At 70.8% G+C, this 20,447-nt stretch carries 17 protein-coding genes and 3 pseudogenes; 15 read left to right on the top strand and 5 right to left on the bottom strand.

Annotated features, from left to right (window positions below):
* On the top strand, nt 1-453 hold a 453-nt coding region (locus ACZ49B_RS33445), incomplete at its 5' end, for an FG-GAP repeat domain-containing protein (protein WP_468313410.1).
* 287 nt (nt 454-740) lie between these two features.
* Here the strand turns inward: ACZ49B_RS33445 and ACZ49B_RS33440 are convergent.
* Nucleotides 741-1,760 carry an NUDIX hydrolase gene (locus tag ACZ49B_RS33440; protein ID WP_468313408.1) on the bottom strand — a complete coding sequence of 340 codons (1,020 nt, stop codon included), beginning with the start codon at nt 1,758-1,760 and terminating at the stop codon, nt 741-743.
* Between ACZ49B_RS33440 and ACZ49B_RS33435 the strand changes: the two are divergent.
* The 8 genes and pseudogenes from ACZ49B_RS33435 to ACZ49B_RS33400 form a co-directional block, all read left to right on the top strand.
* Nucleotides 1,726-2,073, top strand: a pseudogene (locus ACZ49B_RS33435) (DNA cytosine methyltransferase); the annotation flags it as partial. The gene ACZ49B_RS33440 and the pseudogene ACZ49B_RS33435 overlap by 35 nt on opposite strands.
* Nucleotides 2,073-2,720 (top strand): DnaB-like helicase N-terminal domain-containing protein, encoded by a 648-nt coding sequence (locus ACZ49B_RS33430; protein ID WP_468313405.1) that lies wholly within the window; start codon nt 2,073-2,075, stop codon nt 2,718-2,720. The pseudogene ACZ49B_RS33435 and the gene ACZ49B_RS33430, both read left to right, overlap by 1 nt.
* A pseudogene (locus tag ACZ49B_RS33425) lies at nt 2,717-2,839 on the top strand (DnaB-like helicase N-terminal domain-containing protein); the annotation flags it as partial. The gene ACZ49B_RS33430 and the pseudogene ACZ49B_RS33425, both read left to right, overlap by 4 nt.
* Before the next feature lie 582 nt (nt 2,840-3,421).
* Entirely contained in the window at nt 3,422-3,811 is a 390-nt protein-coding gene (locus ACZ49B_RS33420) for a hypothetical protein (protein ID WP_468313431.1), read from the top strand.
* A 58-nt stretch (nt 3,812-3,869) separates the two neighbouring features.
* On the top strand, nt 3,870-4,226 hold the full coding sequence (locus tag ACZ49B_RS33415; protein WP_468313402.1) for a hypothetical protein: 357 nt from the start codon (nt 3,870-3,872) through the stop codon (nt 4,224-4,226).
* Between the two features lie 78 nt (nt 4,227-4,304).
* Nucleotides 4,305-4,571 (top strand): SPDY domain-containing protein, encoded by a 267-nt coding sequence (locus ACZ49B_RS33410; RefSeq protein WP_468313428.1) that lies wholly within the window; start codon nt 4,305-4,307, stop codon nt 4,569-4,571.
* Between the two features lie 191 nt (nt 4,572-4,762).
* Complete coding sequence (locus tag ACZ49B_RS33405; protein ID WP_468313399.1) at nt 4,763-5,416, top strand: class I SAM-dependent methyltransferase; 654 nt, start codon at nt 4,763-4,765, stop codon at nt 5,414-5,416.
* 264 nt (nt 5,417-5,680) lie between these two features.
* Nucleotides 5,681-6,424 (top strand): hypothetical protein, encoded by a 744-nt coding sequence (locus ACZ49B_RS33400; RefSeq protein WP_468313397.1) that lies wholly within the window; start codon nt 5,681-5,683, stop codon nt 6,422-6,424.
* A gap of 203 nt (nt 6,425-6,627) precedes the next feature.
* On the opposite strand, the pseudogene ACZ49B_RS33395 reads toward ACZ49B_RS33400, so the two are convergent.
* Nucleotides 6,628-7,307: pseudogene (locus ACZ49B_RS33395) on the bottom strand (DUF5655 domain-containing protein).
* Between the two features lie 1,043 nt (nt 7,308-8,350).
* Here ACZ49B_RS33395 and ACZ49B_RS33390 point away from each other — a divergent pair.
* Together ACZ49B_RS33390 and ACZ49B_RS33385 are read left to right on the top strand one after the other, a co-directional pair.
* The gene (locus ACZ49B_RS33390) at nt 8,351-9,724 is read left to right on the top strand and encodes an MFS transporter (protein WP_468313425.1); all 1,374 of its coding nucleotides are present in this window, start codon (nt 8,351-8,353) and stop codon (nt 9,722-9,724) included.
* Nucleotides 9,725-9,756: 32 nt separating this feature from the next.
* Nucleotides 9,757-11,706, top strand: coding sequence for a helix-turn-helix domain-containing protein (locus ACZ49B_RS33385; RefSeq protein WP_468313395.1), 1,950 nt, complete (start codon nt 9,757-9,759; stop codon nt 11,704-11,706).
* Here ACZ49B_RS33385 and ACZ49B_RS33380 read toward each other — a convergent pair.
* Entirely contained in the window at nt 11,688-12,605 is a 918-nt protein-coding gene (locus ACZ49B_RS33380) for an MBL fold metallo-hydrolase (RefSeq protein WP_468313392.1), read from the bottom strand. The genes ACZ49B_RS33385 and ACZ49B_RS33380 overlap by 19 nt on opposite strands.
* 101 nt (nt 12,606-12,706) lie before the next feature.
* Here ACZ49B_RS33380 and ACZ49B_RS33375 point away from each other — a divergent pair, with 101 nt between their 5' ends.
* Complete coding sequence (locus tag ACZ49B_RS33375; protein ID WP_468313389.1) at nt 12,707-13,633, top strand: AraC family transcriptional regulator; 927 nt, start codon at nt 12,707-12,709, stop codon at nt 13,631-13,633.
* 74 nt (nt 13,634-13,707) lie between these two features.
* Here the strand turns inward: ACZ49B_RS33375 and ACZ49B_RS33370 are convergent, their stop codons facing one another.
* A complete protein-coding gene (locus ACZ49B_RS33370) occupies nt 13,708-14,379 on the bottom strand; it encodes a DUF4360 domain-containing protein (protein ID WP_468313386.1) in 672 nt (223 codons plus the stop codon).
* A 217-nt stretch (nt 14,380-14,596) separates the two neighbouring features.
* Here ACZ49B_RS33370 and ACZ49B_RS33365 point away from each other — a divergent pair, with 217 nt between their 5' ends.
* A complete protein-coding gene (locus tag ACZ49B_RS33365; protein WP_468313384.1) occupies nt 14,597-16,471 on the top strand; it encodes a galactose oxidase-like domain-containing protein in 1,875 nt (624 codons plus the stop codon).
* Between the two features lie 17 nt (nt 16,472-16,488).
* Here ACZ49B_RS33365 and ACZ49B_RS33360 read toward each other — a convergent pair whose 3' ends face one another.
* Nucleotides 16,489-16,968, bottom strand: coding sequence for a MarR family winged helix-turn-helix transcriptional regulator (locus ACZ49B_RS33360; RefSeq protein ID WP_468313422.1), 480 nt, complete (start codon nt 16,966-16,968; stop codon nt 16,489-16,491).
* Between the two features lie 114 nt (nt 16,969-17,082).
* On the opposite strand from ACZ49B_RS33360, the gene ACZ49B_RS33355 reads away from it, so the two are divergent.
* Nucleotides 17,083-17,970, top strand: a complete 888-nt coding sequence (locus ACZ49B_RS33355) for an EamA family transporter (protein WP_468313381.1) — start codon at nt 17,083-17,085, stop codon at nt 17,968-17,970.
* Nucleotides 17,971-18,232: 262 nt separating this feature from the next.
* A complete protein-coding gene (locus ACZ49B_RS33350) occupies nt 18,233-20,305 on the top strand; it encodes an RICIN domain-containing protein (protein WP_468313378.1) in 2,073 nt (690 codons plus the stop codon).
* Nucleotides 20,306-20,447: the final 142 nt, after the last annotated feature.

The raw sequence follows: 20,447 nt of genomic DNA, 5'->3' as shown, positions 1-20,447 counted from the left end.
ACGGGTCTTGCCGATGCGTCGGGTCACATTCAGCCGTTCACGAGCAGTTACACGGTGCCCGCGAGTGCCGGTTGGGACTGGAACGCGATTCAGCTGCACGCGGGTGATCTGAATGGTGACGGTCGGTCGGATGTGGCGATGGTCTACCGCCATGCGGATACGTCGATCGCTTTCTACAGCTCCTTCACCAGTGCGTCGGGTGCCTTTGGTGAGTTCACCGAGGGGTACAAGGTTCCTGCGGGGAACTGGGACTGGGCGTCGATGAAGTTGGTGTCTGGTGACTTCAATGGTGACCGGCGCATGGATATGGGCATGATGTACCGGTTTGGTGATGGCTCGATCAAGATGTTCACGGGTCTTGCCGATGCGTCGGGTCACATTCAGCCGTTCACGAGCAGTTACACGGTGCCCGCGAGTGCCGGTTGGGACTGGAACGCGATTCAGCTTCCGTAGCCGAGTCTGCCGCAAGGCAAGGCACCAGTGAGATCCCTGCCGGGCCCGTCACGACCATCAGCCGCGAGGTGCTGGTCGCGACGGGCCCGGCCTCATGTGCCGACCCATGACGGGGCGGCGCGCTCCGTAGGCGACCTGCCGGAACCGGCCCGGTGGCATCCGTTGGCCTACTGTGTTTTCGGCCCCGTGGGGGAAGATCTTGCGGCGCCGCCGCGAGAGGGTTGATCCCTGCGGTCTCCGGGTGCCTCCAGGCGGGCGACCATCTCCGCCCGGGCGGTTCGGGTGGATCAGGTCCATCCGAGTTCGGTGTACGGGCGGCCGGCCCGGATGCCCTCGATGGCGGCCCGGGTGTAGGGGACGACCGGGTGGGGGAGAGCGTCGGCGGGCCACCAGCCCCAGGACACGCAGCGGTCGGGCTCGCGCACCGCGGGCGTGCCCCGCCACTGCCGCGCGCGAAAGACCAGCTGCATCCGTGGTTGCCCGCCGGGCTCGTCGACGACGTTCACGAGGTGGGCCAGTTCCACGTCTTCCGGATCGATGACCAGGCCGGCCTCCTCCGCCGCCTCCCTCACTAGGCAGGCGACAGCCGATTCCTGCTCGCAGTGCAAGGCGAGGAAGTGATGGGTGGAGCCCGCGTACGCGGAGTCCGGATGGCGCAGACCGAGCAGGACCTGACCGCCCTGTTCGAGGTAGAGGTGGACGCCGACGATGTGCGGGACGCTTCCGCTGCCGGCCTGTGATTCGGGACGCTGTTCCGGCACGGCCGGTGGGGTCTTCTCCGCAGCCGCCCCGGCACGGGAGGGGACATCGGGGCGTGCGGCGGCGTGTTGGCGGACCAGGTCGAGGGTGGAGGGGCTCAGGCGCAGCCGGGGCATCGTCTCCAGGTGGAACCAGGCGAGCATGACGCCTTCGGTGAGGTGGAGGCTGGCGGGGTCGCCGTTCCACCGGCCGGCGAAGACCTGAACCGGCACGGTCAGGCCGTCGGTGCCGGTGGCCAACTCCAGGTTGAAGGCCTCCAGTACGGGCAGCTCGAGCCCGGCTTCCTCCCGCAGCTCGCGGCGGACCGTGTCCTCCAGGCCGGCGTCTCCCGGTTCGCGGCCGCCGCCCAGCAGGGACCAGGCCCCCGGCTCCCAGATCACCGACGCCCGCGACCGCGGAACCTGGAAGCCGCCCGCACCCGAGCAGCGCTCCAGCCGCAAGACACGACCCAGCCGACTGCGCCCGCCGAGCACCGATGCCCCCGTCTGTACCTGTGGGAAGCACCCCTGGTCCTGGTCCTGGTCGCTGCGCAGCAGTAACCAGGCCAACGCCACCGTCCGGGGTGCGAACGAGCCCGCAGGGACGCTGTTCTTCGGACACCGCGCGAACGAATGCGTGTGGGTCGCCCAACCGCACTCCCTCGAGGCCGACCAGGAGAGTCCGGCGCCGGAGTCGATCCGGATCACCGCCACCGAAGCGGGCGTCCTGCAGACCTTCCCCGCCGACTACCCCTGGGTCGGCAACAAGGGGCAGGCCTTCTCCCAGATCGGCAACGCCGTCCCGCCCCTGCTGGCCGCCCACCTGCTGGCCCCACACCTCGGCAAGACCCTCGCCCGCTCCGACTTCACCCTGGCCGCCTAATGCCCAACCCCGCCTCGAAACAGGAAGATTTATTCCTGGACGACGTACCGCCGGACCCGCCCGTCCGGTTCGCCGAACAAGCCCTCCTCGGCGCGGTCATCCTCGAGCCTCTCCGGATCAAGGCGCTCGGCCCGCTCGGCCCAGAGCACTTCAGCATCGCGATGCATGGCGCCCTGTTCGCGGCAATGAGCGCGCTCATTCCGCCGGCCCCGAAGATCCACGCCCGGGCACCGGTGTGGATCACCGCCCTCCTCGACCGCGCCCGGCCTCACGCCCGCGGACTGACCGCCTCCTACCTCCACACCCTGACCGACGCCTGCCCCAACCCCAGCCACGCACCCGCCTACGCGCAGATGATCGTGGCCAACAGAGCCCGCCTCACCGTCCGGGCCGCCGCCGGGCGCCTCATCCAAGCAGCCACCGATCCCGTGCCGGACCCCGCCGCACACGTCCTGGACCGTGCCGACGCGGTCGCCGCCGTCCTCGACGCCCTCGCAGGGCACTTCCCCTCACACCCCGGCTCCCTCCCCCGCACCGTGCTGCCGCCCCCACCGACCCGGGACACCGGAACCGAGACCGATACCGCCGGGGAGGAAAGCTACTGCTGTCGACGGCGGCCGCGCGCCCCGCCTCCCTGCCTGACATGAGGTGGCTGAGGCCCGAGGACTTCACCGTCCCCCTTAACGGCATCCTGTACCGGTGCATGGCCTCGCTGGCCTACCGGGGCGATCCGATCGACGCGGTAACGGTGCTCTGGGAAGCACAGCACCACGGCCTCCTCGCCTCCGGAACAACCGCCGCGGAGGTGCTGGACATACTCGCCACCCCGGCCGGCTCGTCGGAGCACTGGGGAAAGCAGATCCTGCAACGCTCCCTCCTCCACCAGGCCCACACCAGCAGCGCGCGCCGGGGCCTGCCACCCCACGCGTTACCCCACCTGCGGTACCCACGCGGGCCTCCCGATAGAGCACCCCCCGAGCGGGCCCGGGCAGAGAAACCGCCAGCCGGGGCCACGACCCCACCCCCCCCCCCCTCCCCCCCCCCCCCCCCCCCCCCCCCCCCCCCCCCCCCCCCCCCCCCCCCCCCCCCCGGCGCCGGAATCGAGTCCCATGCCCCAGCCCGACCTCAGCTAGGCTCACATCCTCCTCGCCCGCCACCCCGACCACAGCAGCGCCGTGACCGCCGCCCTCGCCGGCCCCGAGACCAGCCGGAACCTCGCACGCACCGCGTTGTCCAACTGCGGCTTCCGCCAGATCGACCTTGGGACCTCGTCCTGGCCCGCATCGACCACGACGAGCCCTACTACGCCGACAAGGCCACGCAAACTCTGCGCGACGCGGGCGCGACGGTGGAGATCACCCCGCCCCTCCAGACGGAGATCGACACCGAGTGGAAGTACGGCGACTACCCCATGCCCTACCTAGATCGGGACGAGATCCGGGACGTGAGCGCCGAAGCCCAGCGGATCCACGACGACATCGCCTCCGGCCACCTCACCATCCACCTCCATGCCCACGACGGATGGACCACCGTCGCCGTCGGCACCTACCAAGACGGCAAGAGCGTCTACGTCCACGGCGAGGACTACCTCCGCCAAGAAGTCACGGATTACGAATCCGAGGCAGAGGCAGTGGCGGACTTCCAGCGCCAGCACTCTGTCGCCGTCCGCCCTGGACCAGCCCCCCTCACCGACATCGAGCGCGCCGCCCGCCGAAGCCCTCGCCACACGCTCCTCTGAGCCGCCTGTACCCGACCCCACCCAGAGCATCTCGCCCAACAGGCCAGCGCCGGAAACGGTGCCCACGTACGCCGCCGACCCCGGCGACCACGAAGCCCTCCTGGTCGACTTCTTCGCCAAGCACGAGGAATGGGGCAAGTGGCGGCCTCACGACGAGACCACCATCGCCGGCCACGAGTCGCTGACCCTGCGCATCGAGTTCCTCCACGAAGCACTGCACGGCGACGACGCCTGGACGATCGCCGCTTACGAGTCCCCGTGGGCGAGCGCCTCTGGCACGCCACCGTCACCCCCCACCCCCCCGGTCGAGATCATGCGCGTCCTGCTCGACAGCCTCAGCACGGAAGACAGCTGGGGCAGGGCCACCACACCCCGGTCAAAGAAGAAGCCCTCGCCGAAGCGTCCCGCCCCCTAGACGACGCCGGCTGGCCCCTGAAGGTCGGAGCCCGAGTGATCGACTGGGCCGCCCCCACCCCCCAACAGCGCGGCAGGCCTGCGCTTCGACACCCTCATCAAGCAGGGAAGCGACCTTCCGGCCTGGACCATCTGGGGCGGCAACACCGCCGACAGCCCGACTTGGGCCATATGCCTCTCGACGCACGCCCCCACGGCACTCATCCAGGACATCACCTTCGAGCTCGCACACGGCCACAGCCATCGACAGCCCCGGCGCTCCGCCGCCGCCGTGCCCCACATGCCGACTCTGGCGGCTCCGGCCCGTCCCTCGGCATCATCGCCCCGACCGGCGCCCAGACGTTGAATCCCCAGCCGCCGGACGTCGGTCGCCCTGACAAGGTGGCTGCCCCGCAGCGGGGGGTGACGCAGGCGCCCGGGGTGTCTCGATGAGAGGGCAGGGCCTGCCGTGTTGGGCGGCCGAAAATCGCAGTGATCACTTCGTCGTGTCCCCTACCCTGCCGGACACCACCAGCCTTGCAGGACGAGGACTCCCAGGTGACAAGAAACCCCGCTGTACGCCCGGAAGTCATCGACTTCTACACCCGCTCCGACGAAGCCGCACGACTGCACGCGACTGCCGCAGGCGCCCTGGAGCTCGCACGCACCCGCGAGTTACTCCGCCGCCACCTACCACCCGCTCCGGCCCGCGTCATCGATGTCGGTGGCGGCCCCGGGGCCCACGCCCGCTGGCTCGCCGAAGACGGCTACACCGTTCACGTCGTGGACCCCGTGCCCAAGCACGTCAGCCAGGCCAGCCGCCTTGACGGCGTGACAGCCGAGGGGGGCGACGCCCGCGCCCTCACCGCCGCAGCCGATTCGTACGACGTGGTGCTACTCCTCGGTCCCCTCTACCACCTCCACGACAAGGCCGACCGGTTCTCCGCGCTGGTCGAAGCTGCCCGCGTCGCCTACTTCCAGACCTCAGACGAACTCCGCGAGGAAATCACCGAAGCGGGACTGGCCGACCCCACCCTGTATGGCGTCGAGGGACCCGGATGGGTGGCGGTCAAGGCCATCGAGAAGTACACCGCCACAAACCTCTTGGACACGGCGATGTACGACGCCGCCCTCGCCGCAGCTCGGCTCGCGGAACCGCACGCAGCGCTCACCGATGCCTCTGCCCACATCCTTGCCATCACCCAGTCCTGAACTCCCGTGTCAGCACGACCAAACAGGAGGCGCCGGCGGATGGACTCTGTGCATCCGCCGACAGGCGGCCGGGCCTGTGTTCCGACAATGGGCCCAACCACCTGGGCGATGCGAGCCGCAGACGTCGGGAAGGCAAGCTCTTCCGCTCCCGGATGAACCCAGTGTGGCCAGGTCCTTCCCCGTGTACTGGTGTACCGGACCGGCTCGAGGGGAGCACCGGCCACGGTGGCGGCGGAAACCCGCGCCAGCGGAAGGGGGGTTCGCATGTCGTTGATCCAACTGTTCGCCGGACTGATTGCCGTGCTGGCGGGAATCGTGGGATGGCAGATGTACCGCTACCCGGGCGGATGGGAGTTCGCGTTCTCCGAGGCTCACCACGAAGACCGGCAGGACCTGTACGCCGCCCGTAGGACCCTGCGCTCTCTGAAGGTGAAGGCCGGCACCGATCTCGCCTCCGCCCGCGCCCGACTGGCCTGGGCCGAGCAGACTCACCGACAGCGTGTCGACCGGGCGCATCGCGTGCTAAACGCGTTGCTCACCCCCGACCGCGGCGAGCAACTCGCCGTGCTGGGACCGCTCTCCCTATACGAGCACGAACTGCACATCGGAACGGAGCGACTACCCCTCGCGGGAATCGCCGCGCACTGTGAGCCTGCCCGTTCGGGCAAGAAGGCATACCTATATGTCACTCACCCTGACGGCCAATCCGACCTCCACCCGGTGGATACCGACTACCCCGAGGAGGCTGTCCGCCAGTTCAGCGTCCGTCTTCAAAATGCCATCGCCGCTGGCAGCAAACTCCACAAGCAACGCTCCCACGCGATCAAGAAGGCAGAAGAAGCTCTGGAGACAGTACGCGCAGACACATCTGCGGTGGATTCTGCCCGCCAGGCAGTGGACACCATAGCCACCAAACACCGCGAAGACACCCGCGTGGAGACAGCACAAGCCGACCTCGAAGCCGCCCGCGACCGGTGGGAAGAGACGACGGGACGCCGCCCCCACTGATTCCAAGACCTCAGCCCAGGCGGCAAGCCCCCCACGGTGCGGCGCGGAACGTAGCAGCGAAACCCCGGTCAGCCAAACCGGGAATTGGCGGGATCATCAGAGATCCACCGCCACTCCTGCCCCAGCCACCGGAAGGCACCGCTACGCCGCACCCCGCAACTTCCTTCTCGCCCTCAAGCAGCCGACAGCCCAGCCCAGCCGGGCTATGCCAGCGCGTAGCTCTGGCGGAAGTACTCGACCGCACGCTCCAGTTCGCGTTCGGACGGAAGCGTGAGTTCCAGGTCGCCCGTGCCGTGGTGGCCGAGCCCCGTCACGTCACGCGCGAAACCCGGCACGAGGTTGACCATCGCCGGGTCGGCCTTTAGGTAGACCAGAAGCTTGGTCTTCATAGGCGGGACCAAGCACGCGTAGTTCTGCATACGCCGGTACGCGGTGTAGGTCTGGTTCGAGACCTTCGTGAGGCCCTCACCGAGCCCGAGCAGCACCTCGCGACCGCCGTGGCCAGCTCCGCCATGGCCCCAGCCTCCGTCGCGGTCCGCTGCGCCTTCGCCGTACCCCGACTCCCGCTCCCAGCCTTCGGCGCCGCGGCACGGCCGGCGAAGGAGGCCACCGTCTCAAGGCCGACGTACTCGCTGCCGACTCCCGCGTCGGTTCCGCGCTTGTACTCGACGATCACCGGTGCGCCGTTCTCGTCGATGCCCAACGAGTCGATCCGGCCGCCGTGAACCGGACCGGTGCTGACTTCGCTCGCCAGGAACCGGACCCCGAGCATGGTCTGCATGTGCCCCTCGACGAGGTCCTGCACATCGGCTTCGACCTCAGCCAGACGCGGCGCAACCTCGGTCACGCCGCTTTCCGTGTTGAACAGCTTCAGGCCCGACACCTCCCCCTCCGTACCGACCTACCGCCGACACACAGGCAGCCAGATCTATTTCCGGCACGCAGGATGCCTGGGAGCCCGGCCACGATCGTCACCGTGCGTAGCTGGACCCAAGTCTATGAATCCGGGCCGGGTTGGCGCCTCGGCAAGTACGACGGGCATGAAGAAGCCGCCTTCCGCACCAGGACTTCACCCTGGCGTGGAAGGCGGCTTCTTCATGCTGCCGCCCCATCAGGAAGAACGCTGGGCGTGCGTCACGAGCGTCGAAGCTGCGTCAAGATATCGCCCACAACACCCACAGTGCACATAACGAACACTGCCCTAACCTACAGGTCAAGGGCCCTTCCAATGGGCTCAAGGATCGCGACACACTCGACATGATGGGTCATCGGGAACAGGTCGGAGCTCACCCGAGTGTCGGCCAAGCCGCCATGAACCGATCTTCAATCCCCGTCATCGGCGTCTTCACGCCGGCGAGTTCGTGGGCAGATCAGTGTCGTCGCCCCCGGTCCGCTGCGAGACCTCATCGCGCTCGATGCAAGCCGGGGTCTCCTCCCCCTCGCATCGCCCGCCTGGCACACAGCGCGCCCCCTCAAGCCCGAAAACTCTCCGCCGACTCGGCGTGGCGTACACCCCCCGCCGGGCACGAAGTGACGCTACAGGGCGGAGCCGGCGGCCGCTGATCGCCATTCCCCTTTATCCCATTCGACACCTACCCGCTCACGCTCTACGCAGCGTAACCAGCACCGAACCAGCACGGGGCGGGTTGCGAGGGGTGCTGACGTGGGATTTCAGGTGTCGTCCAACCAGCACCGAACCAGCACGGGAACCAGCACCGCACCCCCAAATTGGTCTCAACTCTGCAATTCCGGCAGGGCCCCACGACCCCGTTCCGGAGGGCTTCCGGGCCATCGTCCGCGTTGTGTGGTGCGCGGGCACACCAGTCGCGGCCTGATTGTGATGGCAGGCCACATATGCCGCCGACCTGCGGACTTCTACGGTGTGGCCACACCCGACGTCCCGCAGACACCCTGGAAGTGGTGCACATGGTCTCCCCCGGAACCGCCCCCGACGCTCCATCCGGAATCCGGCGGATCGTCGCCGCCAGTCTCATCGGGACCACCATCGAGTGGTACGACTTCTTTCTCTACGGCACCGCCGCCGCGCTGGTGTTCAACAAGCTGTTCTTTCCCACCGGCGATCCGTTGACCGGGACTCTGATCGCCTTCATCACCTACGCCATCGGGTTCCTGGCCCGGCCGCTCGGCGGGGTGGTGTTCGGGCACTTCGGGGACAAGGTCGGGCGCAAGAAGCTGCTCGTGCTGAGCCTGCTCATGATGGGCGGGGCCACCTTCGCGATGGGGTTGCTGCCCACGTACGCGAGCATCGGCGTCGGGGCTCCCGTGCTGCTCACCGTCCTGCGGCTGGTGCAGGGGTTCGCGCTCGGCGGCGAGTGGGGCGGGGCCGTGCTCATCGTCTCCGAGCACGGCGGGGCAGAGCACCGCGGGTTCTGGGCCTCCTGGCCGCAGTCCGGGGCTCCGGGCGGGAACCTGCTGGCCACCGGGGTGCTCGCGCTGCTCGCCGGGGTGCAGTCCGATGCCGCGTTCCTGGCGTGGGGCTGGCGCGTCCCCTTCCTGCTCTCCGGTGTCCTGGTGATGGTCGGGCTGTGGATCCGGCTGTCCGTCTCCGAGTCCCCCGTGTTCCTCGCCGCGCAGGCCGCCCGGGAGGGGCGCAAGGACGAGGCACCCGTCGTCCAGGTGTTCCGCCGCAGCCTGCGCCAGGTGCTGACCGCCATCGGCACTCGGTTCGGCGAGAACATTTCCTACTACGTGCTGACCTCCTTTCTGCTCGTCTACGTCACCGTGCACTTGGGGCTGCCCAAGAGCACCGCGCTGAACGCCGTGCTGATCGGTTCGGCCGTCCACTTCGTCACCATCCCGGCCTGGGGCGCGCTCTCGGACCGGATCGGCCGACGTCCCGTGACGCTGATCGGTTCGGTCGGCATGGCCCTGTGGGCCTTCGGGTTCTTCGCACTCGTCGACTCGAAGTCCTTCGCCGTCATCACCCTGGCCGTCACCGCCGGGCTGCTCCTGCACGGTGCGATGTACGGGCCCCAAGCGGCCTTCATCTCCGAGATGTTCGACACCGACGTGCGCTACTCCGGTGCCTCGATGGGCTCGCAGCTCGCCTCGATCGTCGCCGGAGCGCTGGCACCGCTCATCGCCGTCGAACTCCTGAAGGACTACGGCTCCTCCGTCCCCGTCTCCCTCTACCTCTGCGCGGCCGCCGTGGTGACCACCCTCACCGTCGCCTTCGCCCGGGAGACCCGCGGCCGTGATCTGGCACAGGCAGGTACCGGGCCCTCCGCCGCCTCCGGCGGGCGGGCGGCTCCGCTCCCGGCCGCCGTCGACCCCGCCTGATACGGTCCGGCCGGCCACGGAAGAATGCCCCCATGACCTCCGCTTCCGAATCCGCTCTGCTCGAACTGCTCGGTCTGCTGCGCCGCGGCGCGCCGGTCGAGCAGTTCGGCCGCCCCGCGGCGGACGCCCGTACCGCCGGGGCGGGCCCCGCCGAGCAGGCCCTCGTGGAGGAGGCCACGCAGGTGGCACTGGACATCCGACGTACGCTCGACCAGCACCGGCGGCGCGAGGCCGAGCTCACGGCCCTGTTCGACACCGCCGGCGACCTCGCCGCCCTGCGCGATCTCGACGCCGTGCTCCGCGCCATCGTCCACCGGGCCCGCATGCTGCTGGGCACCGACATCGCCTACATGACCCTCAACGACCCGGTCGTCGGCGACACGTTCATGCGCGTCACCGACGGCTCGGTGTCGGCCGCCTTCCAGCAGCTGCGGCTCGGCATGGGCGAGGGGCTCGGCGGTCTGGTCGCCCAGACGGCCCGCCCGTACGCCAGCGCCGACTACGGCACCGACGACCGCTTCCGGCATACGGACACCATCGACAACGGGGTCCGCGAGGAGGGCCTGCGCGGCATCCTCGGCGTCCCGCTGCGCGTCGGCACCCGCGTGATCGGGGTGCTGTACGCCGCGGACCGGGCGGTCCGCGACTTCGCCCCCGACGCGGTGGCCCTGCTCTCCTCGCTCGCCGACCACGCCGCCGTGGCCATCGACAGTGCCCGGCTGCTCGAGGAGACCCGCGCCGCCCTCGTCGAGCTCGGGGTCGCCACCGAGACCGCCCGCGCCCAGAGCGAGGCGATGCGGCTCGCCGCCGAGACGCACGACCGCCTGACCCGCCTCGTCCTGCGGGGCGGCGACGTGGCCGACGTCGCCCAAGAGGTCGCCGCCCTGCTGGGCGGGAGTCTCGTCGTGCACGACGGCGACGGGGCCGAGCTCGCGCGGGTCGGCACGGATCCGGTCGGCCCGCCGGCCCACGGCCTCGCCGCCTCGCGCACCGGCGGCCGGGCGGTCGCGGTGGACGGCGTATGGGTCTGCGCGGTCCTGGCCGGGCCGGAGCTGCTGGGCAGCATCACCCTCGGCGGACGCGGCGACCTGCCCGACACCGAGCGGCGATTGTTCGAGCGGGCCGGCCTGGTGACGGCGCTCCTGCTCCTGCTGCGCCGGACCGTGGCCCACGCCGAGGACCGGGTCCGCGGCGAACTGCTCGGCGACCTGCTGGCTCCGGCGGCGCCCGGCCGTGTCCGCGACACCGACAGCCAGACCCTGCGGGCCCGCAAGCTCGGGGTCGATCTCTCCCGCCCGCACGCCCTCGTGGTGCTGCACTGCGACGCCGCTCTGCGTCCCCGGCTGGCGGCGGAGGCCGCACGCCACGCACGCACCCGCGACGGCCTGGCCGGGCTGCACGAGGGCCGCGTCGTCCTCCTCGCCCCGACCGAAAGCCCGGGCCCGCTCGCCCGCTCGCTCGCCGCCGAGCTGGGCCAGGCCCTGGGCGCCCCGGTCACCGCGGGCTCCGCCGGGCCCGCCGCCGGACCGGAGGGGCTCCCGGGTGTGTACGCCGAGGCGCTGCGCTGCCTCGAGGCCCTGCACGCCCTCGGCCACACCGGCGACGGGGCCGGCCTGCCCGACCTCGGGTTCCTCGGGGTGCTCCTGGGCGACGGGGCGGACGTGGGCGCGTACGTCGAGCAGGTGCTGGGGCCGGTCATCGCGTACGACACGCAGCGCGGGACGGAACTGGTCCGCACGCTGGAGGCGTACTTCGCCCACGGGGCCAGCCTGGCCCGGACCAAGGACGCCCTCCACGTGCACGTCAACACCGTGGTGCAGCGTCTGGACCGGGTCCGGCAGATCCTGGGCGAGGACTGGAACACTCCGGCGGGGGCGCTGGAGATCCAGCTGGCCCTGCGGATCCTCCGCGTGGCGGCGGCCCGGCCCCGGCCGCTCCCGAAGTCGCCGGTTCGCCCCTCTCCTCAACCGACCTCGACGTAGCCCGCCCACTCCCCGAGCGAGAACTTCTGCCCCTGGCGGCGGACTTCGACCGCTCCCGCACCCCCGAAGTGGGCCGGTACGAGCAACTCGCCCTGATCGGCGGCGCGTTCGAGGATCCGGAGGCGGCTGGCGGCGGCCTGCGCGGCATCCAGGCAGAAGCAGCTGTTGCAGGCGGGCTCCAGGATCTGCACCGGGCTGTGCAGCAAGTCGCCGACGAAGACGGCACGGTCGGTCCCGGAGGTGAGCCGCAGGACGGCGGATCCGGGGGTGTGTCCCGGCGCGGACTCGAGGGTGAGGTGCTCGTCGATGCGGTGGGCGCCGTCCCAGAGCACGGCCTGCCCGGCGCGGTGGACGGGCGCGATGCTGTCCTCGTAGATCAGCCGGTCGTCCTCCCGGAGGCCGCCGCCGTACGCGTTGCCGGGCCCGAAGTGGTGGTCGTCCGCGGCCGGGACGAGGTACTGGGCGTTGGGGAAGGTCGGCACCCAACCCCCGTCCGCAGCCACGGTGTTCCAGCCGACGTGATCGCCGTGCACATGGGTGTTGACGACGATGTCGACGTCCTCCGGCCGCACACCGGCCCGCGCCAGCTCCCCGAGGAAATCGCCCTGACGGTGGTGGAAGAGCGGAGATCCGGGCCGCTCCCGCCCGTTGCCCACGCCCGTGTCGACCAAGACGGTCTTCCCGGCGCTGCGCAGGACCCAGGTCTGCAGGGCGAGCACCGCCCGGTCGCCGTCCGTCTCCCAGTGGTCCGGCGACAGCCAGTCCTCGTTCTCCTTCCACACCTCCGCCCCGGCCGCGGGCACGAGGTCGCGCGCCGGCCCGAGCGGGCCCTGCCATTCGATGACCCGGGTGACCTCGACATCGCCCAGCATGATGCTCTGCCTGCTCTCGTTCTTCATGCCGTCGAGTCTAGGAAGCACGACTGAGGCTCTCAATGCCTTCCCGGCTCATGTGAATACGCGGTCGTCTCATCTCCGAGGCCTACGGCTAACCTGACCCCATGGATGTGGTGAGCGACGCCATCGCTGCGATACGGATCGGGCAGCCCTCCTCCAACCGGGTCAGCGTGAGCGGGAGTTGGTGCACGCGATTCGCACCGTACGAGGGCGCGGGCTTCCACGTGGTGCTGGAGGGCAGCTGCTGGCTGCTGCCCGACGGCGGCGGCCCGCCGGTCTCCCTCGGCCCCGGCGACGCGGTGCTGCTGCCGCACGGTACGGGGCACGTGATCGCCGACTCCCCCGCCGATGCCGCGGCCGTGGCGCGGGCGGTGCCGTTCGAGCTGTGGCCCGACGGGACGCTGCCGGGCCGGGCCGTGGCGGCCGCCTCGGGCGCGGTGGAGATGCTGTGCGGCAAGTACCGGCTCGACCGCAGCCGCGTCCACCCGCTCATGCTGGAGCTGCCGAAGGTGGTCCATCTGCCGAACCGGGTCGGCGTCCACCCCGAACTACGCGCGGCCATCTCCCTGTTGGGTGGCGAGCTGGGCGGCGAGCAGCGGCCGGGGGCCTGTATGGCGGTCCCCAGCCTGCTCGACCTCCTGCTCGTCTACATGATCCGCTCCTGGATGGCCGAGGGTTCGGGCGGAGCCTGGTCGGCCGTACTCGGCGACCCGGTCGCGGCCGCCGCCCTGCGGGCGCTGCACTCGGATCCGGCCGCGCCGTGGACGAACGAGCGGCTCGCGGCCGAGGCGGGCGTCTCCCGGCCCACGCTGGCGCGCCGGTTCACCGCGCTGGTCGGCCGCCCGCCGATGGCGTACCTGACGTGGTGGCGGCTGACGTACGCCGCCACACTGCTCCGGGACACCCCGGACCCGCTGGCCGCGATCGCGCGCCGGGTCGGCTACGGCACTCCGTACGCCTTCTCGCACGCCTTCAGCAGGGAGTTCGGGACCACGCCGGGCCGCTACCGGGACGCGGCGAAGGCCTCGTAGGCGGCCGGACGCCCCCGAGCGGCGGGGACGGGTCGCCGCCACCGCCGCCCAGGGGGTCCGCAGGACCGGCCGGCTCAGCGCCGGACCGGGCACTGCTTCCAGGAGAAGTGGTACAAGGTGCTGATGCTGCCGTCCGTGGAGTCGACGGTCATGTAGCTGGTCTTGGTCTTGTCGGAGGTGCCGACGTCCGCGCGCAGCTCGGTGTTGATGTTGAAGTTGCGCTGCTCGCCGCACGGGGCGAAGACGAGGGCCTCGATGCCGGTGGTGTCGGTCACCTGCCAGTTGTCGTCCAGCGCGCCATGGAACTGGTGGGTCCGGTTGGCGGTCTGGCTCATGCCCTGGAAGTAGTAGCTGGCCTTCTGGGTGCCGGTCGCGCCCGGCTCCAGCTTGCCGTAGCCCCGGTAGTCGACGTGGGACACGGCGTACGTGTAGCCCTGCGGGACGTGCACGACGAGGGACAGGAGGCAGTTCTTGCGGCCCTCGGTGGCCGCGACGCCCCCGCCGGCCGAGGCCAGGTACTCGCTGTAGGTGACGGTGAAGGCCGAGTTGTCGGGGGCCACGGCCACCGCGGCGCTGCCGGGGCGGCAGCCGGAGCCGTTGACCGAGGCGACGTCGACGGCCACCCGGCCGGGGGGTGCGGCGGTGGTCGTGGCGTCGGCCCCGGCCGAGGGGGTGAGCGTGACGAGGCATCCGGCCACGGCGGCGGCGGTCAGTGCGGTGCGAGTGGTGCGAAGTGACTTGATCACGTCGCCATGGATAGCCGCCGCGCAGGGTCGCCGAGCCCGACCGGGTACGCAGCATCACCCGGTCGGACGGCCCGGTTCACCGAAGAAACGATTCAGCAATCCGGACCGGGCCGCCGAATGGCCCACATGACACACCTTCACCCGCCTCACCCGCGCCTTTCCCTACCAAATCCGGCATTTTTCATATGATGGACATCCCGTCGACGGAGGAGGGCCCATGTCCGGTCCGCTCGTACGGCGCTCCGCCGTGCTGTCCGCATGCATGGCCGTGGCCGCCGCTCTCGCATCCCTCGCTGCGCCCGCACCGCCCGCCTCCGCCACGGCAGTCGGGCACGAATCCCCTCCGGGGCAGCACCGGGCCGACGACGGCGCCGTCCGGGTCGAGGCGGATGCCGGCGAGGCCGCCGTACTCGGCGAGGAGCACGCCCGGGCGCACGCACAGCGGCGCAACGACGCCAAGGGCCCCAAGGAGTATCCGCAGGCGAAGCGCACCAAGAGCCTGACCTCCCTCAAGTCCTCGCAGCAGCGCACCAACGCCGCCTTCTCCGCAGCGAAGTTCGGCCGGTTCACGGAGTTCTTCCCCTCCCCCGACTTCGGCGTCCACACCGCCCTGCTGCCCACCGGCAAGGTGCTGCTCTTCTCCTTCGAGCGCGTGGAGGTCAACCCCACGAAGGAGACCGGGCCCACCGACCGGATCGGCCGGACGAACGCGGGCCGCGCCTTCCTGTGGGACCCGTCCCGGGGCACCGGGGCCCGGGCGTTCAAGAAGGTGGAGCCCCCGACGGTCCTGATGCCCGACGGTACGTACGCACCGCGCCCGGCGCCGTTCTTCTGCGCGGGGCACGCCTTCCTGCCCAACGGCATGGTCGGGGTCTTCGGCGGCAACACCGGCGGCAAGGGCGGCAGCGGCGCCAAGCTGTCGTTCGTGTTCGACCCGTGGACCGAGAAGTGGTTCCGCAACCAAGACATGTCCGTCGGCCGCTGGTACCCCTCGGTCGTGACGGGGGCGGACGGGCGGCAGATCATCATGTCCGGCCAGTCCGAGCGGGGTACGGGCACGCCCACCCCGGTCGTGGAGCGCTTCCCCGCGCTGCACCATCCCGTGCCCTGGGGGCCGTACGACATCCCCATCGACCTGGCCTCCCAGCGGCTGCGGGCGGACGCCCCGTTCCGCAACGACTATCCGCACCTGTTCTCGCTGCGCGACGGCATGATCTACGGCCTCGGCCGGGACGCCGACCAGCAGTGGCTGTTCGACCCGGTCAAGGAGACCCGGACCGATCTGCCCCGGCGGCCCGCCGACTTCCGCGGCTACGGCTCGGCCGTGCCGCTGCCGGCCGGGTTCCGCGGCCCCGACTCCGTGCTCGTACTCGGCGGCGATCCGCACGACCCGAACACGTACCGGCTGTCCGGCGGCCGGTGGACCACCGAGAAGCCGCGGGCCTTCGGCCGCACCCAGGACGACACGCTGATCCTGCCGGACGGCACGCTGCTCACGGTCAACGGCGCGCTGGACACCCGGAATTACGGGCACGGGCCGTTCAATCCGCAGGCCGACCTCTCGTACCGGCAGATCGAGCTGCGCGATGCGCAGGGCCGCTGGCGGCTCGGACCGGCGCAACGACTGCCCCGCGGCTACCACTCCAACGCCCTCGTGCTGCCGGACGGCCGGATGATGGTCACCGGCGACGAACTCCAGCAGATCGCCAACGACCCCGACATCAGGGACGAGATGGACGGCAGCATCGAGCTCTACGAGCCCGCTTACCTGCACCGCGGCAGCCGGCCCGCCCTCGACCGGGCGCCCGGGGGCGAGCTGGGCTACGGGGCGGGCTTCGAGGTACGCAGTTCCACCGCCGCCCGGGTCACCCGGGCCGTGCTCCTGGCGCCGACCACCGTCACCCACGCGGTGAACACCAGCCAGCGCCATCTGGACCTCCCGGTCACCGGCGTGCACGGCAACGCGATCGGGCTGAAGACACCGCCGAGTGCGGCGGACGCCCCTCCCGGGTACTACATGCTGTTCCTGCTCGACAAGAAGGGGGTGCCGAGCACGGCGAAGTGGGTCAAGCTCGGCGTCGGCCGCCGCTAGCGAGGGCGACCCCGGTCTCAAGGCGCGGGCGGCGGCTCGACCCGGGCCAGCCAGGCGGTGAGGAGCACCTCCAGCTGTGCGGCCTGCTGCGGGGTGAGGCCCTCGAGCAGGCTCCGCTCGTTCTCCATGTGCTCGGTGAACGCCCGGTCGATCAGCTCGCGCCCCGCCGGGGTGAGCGCGACCACCCGCCCCCGGCCGTCGGCGGCCGAACGGCGGCGGGCGACGAGGCCGTCCCGTTCCAGCCGGTCGATCCGTTTGGTCATGGCGCCCGTCGTCACCATGGTGTGTACGGCCAGTTCGCCGGGTGCCCGCTCGTACGGTTCGCCCGCGCGGCGCAGGGCGGCCAGTACGTCGAACTCCCCCTCGCTCAGGCCGTAGCGGCGGTAGACGAGGCAGAGGCGGTCCGTCAGCAGCAGCCCGAGCCGGTGCAGCCGCCCGATCACGCCCTGCGGGGCGACGTCGACGTCCGGGCGTTCGCGGGCCCACTCGGCCTGGATGCGGGCGACGTGGTCGGCGGGCGCTTCCGCCTGCCCTCGCGCCGGCGCTTGCGTTTCGTACGGTTCCTGCTTCACCGCTCCAGTATAGCTTCCATGGAAGGTATTGTAGCTTCCATGGAAGCTAATCTACGGTGGTCGCTGGTCACGGCGATCGGGCCGGTCGCATGGGGCACGAACTACTACGTCACCCGGGAGTTCCTGCCCGCCGACCACCCGCTGTACGGGGCGGCCTTCCGGGCGCTGCCCGCCGGGCTGCTGCTCCTGGCCGCCTGCCGGAGGCTGCCCGGCGGATCCTGGTGGTGGAAGTCCCTGCTGCTCGGCTTCCTGAACATGGGCGGGTTCTTCGCGCTGGTCTACGTCGCCGCACAGCGGCTGCCGACGAGCGCGGCCTCGACCGTCATGGCGACCGCGCCGCTGGTGATGATGCTGTTCGCCTGGGCGCTGATCTCCGAACGGCCGGGGCTGCGCCAACTGGCCGGAGCCGGGCTGGGCGTGGCCGGGGTGTCGCTGATGCTGCTCACCGGGTCCGTGCCGATGGACGGCCTCGGCGTGGCGGCCTCGGTGGCCGCCATGACGATGTCCTCGTTCGGCTACATCCTCGCCAAACGGTGGAGCACCGAGGTCGAGGTGCTCGCGTCGACGGCGTGGCAGCTGTTGGGCGGCGGGCTCCTGCTCCTGCCGTTCGCCGCCGCGGTGGAGGGCGCTCCGCCGGCCCTGGACGGTTCCGCACTGCTCGGATTCGGGTACGTCACGGTCGTCGCGACGGCGCTGGCGTTCGCGGCCTGGTTCTCGGGCCTGCGGCGGCTGCCGGCCGCGACGGTCGGTCTGCTGGGGCTGCTGAACCCGGTCACGGGCGTCCTGTTGGGCACGGCGATCGCCGGGGAGACGCTCACCCTGCAGCAGACCTGCGGGCTCCTGCTGACCCTGACGGGCATCCTCCTCGGGCGGAGGGGAGGATTCCTCACCGCTCGTGACGAGAGGAATTCGGCAGGTAGTAATTAGGTGAATCCCTGACTGAATTACCGTCAACAAGGATTTGCCTCATATCTCGATTCGGTAACGAGATCTCCGAAATGGCCTGGACCATTAACACCCTACGCGCGTAACTTACCTAATTTTTAAGTGAGTTGACGGTTCATCAAATACAACCAGCAGGTAACAGTCTGATATCTCGGGGCCCATTCCCGTTTGTCCGAATTCTCCACCGCGCCCATCTGGCAGGCTTCCGCGCACCCACTCCTCCGACCAAGGATTTGAGGTGCGCATGACTAGACATCGCAGGAAGCAGCGCGAACACCGGCGCAAACCGCGCCGGTTGATACTCCTCACCGCCGCCATGGCCACGGCGGCGGTGATAGCGGGGGGCATCGCCTACTCCGGGCTCGGCGACGACGCCCAGGCAGGGACGCCCGTACTGGCCGACGCGGCCGCGGACTCCCTCACACCGGCCGCCGCACCGGCCCGTGACGCGGAGCCGGCGCCCATCGTGGGCGAGCCCGCCAACGAGACCGCCAAGGGCATGGTCTTCGACGGTCTCAAGGCCGCACCGAAGGGCGACCGTTGCGTCGGCGTCTACCGCACGGAGGCCGGGCTCTGCACGCACGGCCCCGACGCCCCGCCGAAGGACGTCGACATCAAGGCCGACGTCGCCCCCGTCGTGAAGACGAAGGCCCCGGCCGCCGACCCGGCGAAGCCGGAGGCCGGCGATGCGGCCGCCGCGGAAGGCAGCGGGCGTCCTCAGGACGCGCCCGCCGCCGACGCCGCCTCCGCCAGTGCCCCGGCGTCCAAGGCTCCGGCACCCGCGTCCGGCGCCGGCCAGGCCGTCGCCGCCGGTCCCGCCGGCCAGACCGTCCAGTGCGACGGTGACGGCAGCACCGGCAACCGCGTCCAGGTCGTGTACGTCCACGGCTCCGACCGCGACCGCTACTCCGAGTACGTCGCCTCGTTCCGCAAGTGGGCGGCCGACGCCGACCTCATCTACTCGACGAGCGCCCAGGAGACGGGCGGCGTCCGTCACATCCGCTACGTGACGGCCGCGGACTGCACGCCCACGGTGCTCAACATCGAGCTCCCGGCGTCCGCGCTCTCCGAGTTCAGCGCGACCAACAACGCGCTCGCCGGCAAGGGCCTCGACCGCCGCGACCGCAAGTACATGATCTTCGCGGACACCCAGATCTACTGCGGCATCGGCACCTTCGCGGGCGACGAGCGGCCCGGCCAGGACAACCAGAGCAACTTCGGCCCCTCCTACGGCCGTACGGACTCCGGCTGCTGGGGCGGCCACACCGCGGCGCACGAACTCGGCCACAACCTCGGCGCGGTGAACAACAGCGCCCCCAACACCAGTCGCGGCGCCCACTGCACGGACGAGTGGGACGTCATGTGCTACTCGGACACCCCGTACTACCCGCAGATGCGCAACGTGTGCACCAACCAGGCCGCCGAGAACATCCTGGACTGCAACCACGACGACTACTTCCACACCAGCCCCAAGGCGGGCAGCTACCTCGCCACGCACTGGAACATCGCGAACAACCAGTTCCTGATGAAGGCCAACGGTGGCGGTGGCACGAACCCCGACCCGAACCCGAAGCCCACGCCGAGCCCCACGAAGAAGCCGACCCCGACGCCGACCAAGAAGCCCACGGGCGGCCCCAAGGTGACGGCGGCGCAGATCCAGGCGAACTCCGTCGTGGTGAGCTGGCCAAAGGTCGACGGCGCCGCCTGGTACCAGGTCCTGCTGAACGGCAAGCACCTGACCTGGGTCCAGTCGCAGGCCCTGCGCATCTACAACCTCCAGCCCGGCACGGAGTACAAGGTCGCCGTCTCGGTCCGCGACGGCTCCGGCCGTGACAGCGGAGCCGGCCCGACCACGGCCTTCCGTACGACCGGAGCGGGCGGCGGCACCACCACGCCCGGCACGCGCTACACGCTCGGCAACGGCAGCACCGGCATGGCCGCCGAGCTGTGGGGTGGCCGCAGCGCCGACGGCACGGTGCTCGTCGGTGGCCGCTCCAACGGCTACGCCCAGCAGCAGTGGCTCTTCGACGACGCGGGCGGCGGACTCGTCCGCATCAAGTCCGCGGTCTCCGGCAAGTGCCTGCAGACGGGCGGCGCCCCGGCCGCCGGCATGTGGATCGCGCAGCAGCCGTGCGGCAACAACGCCGCACAGCAGTGGAAGCTGTCGTCCCGCGGCGGCGGCGTGACCGTCACGGACTCCAGCGGCGGCTACGCCCTGACCGTGAGCAACCGCCCGTACTACGGCGCCTGGCTGCTCGACCTCCAGCGCGCCGACGGCCGCGCCTCCCAGGTCTGGACGGTCCAGAAGGTCGGCTGACCTCCCGGATCGAACGCCTTCCGCCGGTGGACGGCCGCCCCCCTCCGCCCCCCCCCGACCCCCCCATCTCCCCCACCACCCCCCCACCCCCGTACCACCGCTCCAACCCCATCCCCCCGTCTCTCGCACCCCCCCACACCCA

The organism is Streptomyces sp. NPDC031132 (assembly GCF_055570595.1).
Note: the sequence above shows the minus strand (reverse complement) of the source record. Positions and strands in the feature narration are given on the sequence as shown.